Source organism: Nonomuraea sp. NPDC049784 (genome assembly GCF_040659615.1).
In the GTDB taxonomy this organism is placed as follows: domain Bacteria; phylum Actinomycetota; class Actinomycetes; order Streptosporangiales; family Streptosporangiaceae; genus Nonomuraea.
The window spans coordinates 1-3229 of the sequence record NZ_JBFAMX010000879.1 but is presented as its reverse complement, the minus strand read 5'-3'; the positions used below and the strand labels follow the sequence as shown (position 1 = coordinate 3229).

The following is a 3229-nucleotide window of genomic DNA, read 5'->3' as shown; positions in this document are numbered from 1 at the left end:
TGAGAAGGACACCGCCATCCCGGTGCTGCCGAGCGCTCGGCTGCACGCGGAGGCGGCGGCCGGCTTCGCGCTGGCCGACTGACACACCCTCGGTCGTGGCACGATGTGGCGGCTCAGGTGGATCGGTACGCCGGTGCGTCGGTGCCATACAGCTCCCGGTGCCACAGGTCGGCGCAGACCCGCTCGTCGATCAGCCTGGTGCGCGTCAGTGGGGAAGCGGCCAGCGCGTCCGGCCGCGACAACTGGCGCAACGCCTCAGCGAACTCCGCCAAACGCAACCACGCGGGGAAAGCCGCGGGCTCGCCGGTTTCTGTCCGTCGATACACACGGAACGCCTCCGGCTGACGTTCCACCCAGAACGCGGCGCAGCCCGCGGACGCCGCACCCTCCGCCGCCGTCGCCACTCGGAGCAACGCGCCGACGTCCTCCTCCCGCAACACCTCCTCCTGGAACTCGCCCTCGTCGTGGCGGCCGTGGAAATCGGCCGGCGCCCGGTTGCCGCGATGCAGGTAGAGCAGTGCCGCCACCGCGCCGAGCACGTCCACATCGCTCGCTGTGCGCACCCTCTCCGCCAGATGCGCATGAATGCGGTCGTGCATCACCGCGTACCCCTCGGGATCCCGCCAGCGCAGGTCCGCCTCCAGCAGCTCCCGCACCATGTCATGCGGACACAGCCCGAGGCTGCACGACTCCACGAACGGCAGCCGCCGCAACCACCTGAACTACGTCCCGGCGTCCTCCGGCAGAGCCGCCCGCAGCAGGTCCTCCGTCGTCATGTACGCGTGCGCGCAGATCTCCAGAGCATCCGGCGGGTATCGTCCCGCGACCACCACCAGCACCCCCATGGGCAGCCGCGGCAGGAAGCGCTCGCGCAGCCATCCCTCCAGGCCCCGAATCCGTTCGAAGTTGTCGAGCAGCAGCACCGCGTCCGCATCGCGAAGCACCAGCTCGGCCTCCGCCTCGAACGCCGCCGGCGACGGCTCCAACGTGCGCCCGTCCACCATGGACACAGGCCGTCCCGCCACCGCTGCCTCGTGAGCGAACCGCCGCAACAAGGCCGACTTCCCGATGTCGCCGGGACCGTGCACGTACAGAACGCTGCAGCCGCCGCCGCACAACGCCGCGGACATACCCCTAAGCCCTCTCCGAACGCCCGGTCGATAAATCGCACACATGGGTGGATCCACCTGGGCTACATCTGCTCTCTGTTCTCGCTTACGTAGCCCACGCCGGGTGGGGTCGTCGTCGTGGTGGCGTGCCGCCGCAGTCTGGGCGGTACTCGAAGTGCCACCACTCGTTGTCGTACATGCGGTAGAGGTCGTAGCGGGCGCCGTGTTCCTCGAGCCAGCGCGCGCCTTCGTGGGGGCGCACGTCCAGCGCGATGCCCTTGACGTGGTTGGATTCCGCCGGTGGTAACACGAGCATTCGTGCCAAGGCCGGGGAGCCGGAGCGGCGGACCTCCTCGTCGAACATCCGTTGCTGGACATGGGGATCGCGGTATCCCGAGGTGAGGCCGATGAGCTGGCCGTGACGCCAGAGCGCCTCGGTGCGCGCCGCGGTGAACGCCGCTTTGGCGCCGTCGGTGAGCCCGGTGAGGTCCTCGGCGGGGAATCGCATCCCCAACGCCCAGCGGCAGGCCAGTTCGCGGGCTCGGCCGGGATGGCGGACGAACGCCACAGGCAGCAGGAGCACGGCGAGCACCAGCGTGACCACGGCGAACAGCCGGTCACGGGGCCGAGGTGCGATGGTGCGTGGTTCGTTCATGACGACTACGATTGGCGCCGAATATGCGCGCGTTGTCTGCCGCATGTCACCGTTTATCGACGGCGGCCACCGTCGGCGCGACCGTGACACAACCATGACACGGCGCTGACGAGGCGGGGACACGGCCGGCCTACAGTGAATGGGGTTGACCGGCGGGCGAGTTACGGAGCGTGCTGTGAAACTCGGCGGCGTGTCGCGAGTGTTGTTGATCGAGGATGACCCGGCCGTGCGGGAGGGCCTTGAGCTGGCCCTGACCCGGCATGGGCACCGGGTGAGCGCGGTGGAGTCCGGTGAACAGGGGCTGGACCGGCTGCGTACGAACCTTCCTGACGTCGTCGTGCTCGATCTGATGTTGCCTGGCATGGACGGGTTCGAGGTCTGCCGCCGCATCCGGGCCACCGGGGAGATACCGATCATCATGCTGACCGCGCGCGGCGACGACATGGACGTGGTGGCCGGGTTGGAGGCGGGCGCCGACGACTACGTGGTCAAGCCGGTCCAGCCCAGGGTGCTCGAGGCACGCATTCGCGCGGTGCTCCGGCGGATCGGCCGGGACCAGGCGGAGCTGGAGCGGCACGGGGACCTGACCATCGATCGGGCCGGGCTGGTGGTCGCCCACCGCGGCGTGCCGGTCAGCCTCGCCCCGACCGAGCTGCGCCTGCTGCTCGAGCTCTCCGGCACGCCGGGCCGGGTGCACAGCCGCCAGCAGCTGCTGGAGTCGGTGTGGGAGCACGGCTATTTCGGCGACTCGCGTCTCGTGGACGCGTGTGTACAGCGGTTGCGCGCGAAGATCGAGGACGATTCGGCGGCGCCCGTCTACGTGCAGACGGTGCGTGGGTTCGGGTACCGGTTCGGGCCGGTGTGAGCCGCCGATGGCACCTTGGCCGAGCCTGGGGCTGCGTGCCCGGCTGTTGTTCGCGTTCGCACTGCTGAGTGTGGTCACCGCGGCGGCGCTGGCCGGCGGGATCTACGTCCAGGCCCGCAACGACATCCTGCAGCGCGCCCAGGATGCCACGGTGCAGGCGATGAAAAGCCGCCTGGAGACGCTCTACCCGTTGCGGAGCGCGACGCCGGGCCCGACAGAGCTCGACGACATCGCCGCCGCCGTGCCCGACCAGAACAGCGTGGAGTTTGCGGTCGCCGTCTACCGCGAGATGCACTCGCCGGTCGCCCCGCCGGGCTGGAGGCCGGGCGGGAGGGTGCTGGCCTTGGATCTCGGGGTGATTTCACCGAGGTTGCGGCGGGTGGTGGCCGGCGGCGAGATCGCGTGGCAACGTGTGGTGTGGCAGGGCGAGCCCTACCTGATCATCGGCGCGCCATTGCTGATCGTCGAGCCGGACCGGACGACGCAGGTGTCCGGCATCGAGGTCTACGCCGCGCGCAGCCTGCTTGCCGAACAGCGCAGCATCGACGGGCTCGCCGCACGCGCCTGGCTCACCGGCGGGGCGGCCCTGGCGTTCGCGGT

Annotated in this window: 4 protein-coding genes and 1 pseudogene; 2 read left to right on the top strand and 3 right to left on the bottom strand. The window is 70.1% G+C overall.

Going from position 1 to position 3229, the window contains the following annotated elements:
• Nucleotides 1-113: 113 nt before the first annotated feature.
• The 3 genes from AB0J09_RS60325 to vanY-N form a co-directional block, all read right to left on the bottom strand.
• Entirely contained in the window at nucleotides 114-713 is a 600-nt protein-coding gene (locus tag AB0J09_RS60325; protein ID WP_360712805.1) for a hypothetical protein, read from the bottom strand.
• Between the two features lie 9 nt (nucleotides 714-722).
• Nucleotides 723-1130, bottom strand: coding sequence for a hypothetical protein (locus AB0J09_RS60320; protein ID WP_360712802.1), 408 nt, complete (start codon nucleotides 1128-1130; stop codon nucleotides 723-725).
• Between the two features lie 85 nt (nucleotides 1131-1215).
• Complete coding sequence (gene vanY-N, locus AB0J09_RS60315) at nucleotides 1216-1764, bottom strand: D,D-peptidase/D,D-carboxypeptidase VanY-N (RefSeq protein ID WP_360712800.1); 549 nt, start codon at nucleotides 1762-1764, stop codon at nucleotides 1216-1218.
• A gap of 190 nt (nucleotides 1765-1954) precedes the next feature.
• Between vanY-N and AB0J09_RS60310 the strand changes: the two genes are divergently transcribed.
• Together AB0J09_RS60310 and AB0J09_RS60305 are read left to right on the top strand one after the other, a co-directional pair.
• Nucleotides 1955-2629, top strand: a complete 675-nt coding sequence (locus tag AB0J09_RS60310; RefSeq protein ID WP_360712797.1) for a response regulator transcription factor — start codon at nucleotides 1955-1957, stop codon at nucleotides 2627-2629.
• 46 nt (nucleotides 2630-2675) lie between these two features.
• A pseudogene (locus AB0J09_RS60305) lies at nucleotides 2676-3229 on the top strand (two-component sensor histidine kinase); the annotation flags it as partial.

Bases quoted from the DNA above. Each gene is read 5' to 3' on its own strand.
- AB0J09_RS60320 (WP_360712802.1), bottom strand. From the start codon at position 1,130: ATGTCCGCGGCGTTGTGCGGCGGCGGCTGCAGCGTTCTGTACGTGCAC.
- vanY-N (WP_360712800.1), bottom strand. From the start codon at position 1,764: ATGAACGAACCACGCACCATCGCACCTCGGCCCCGTGACCGGCTGTTC.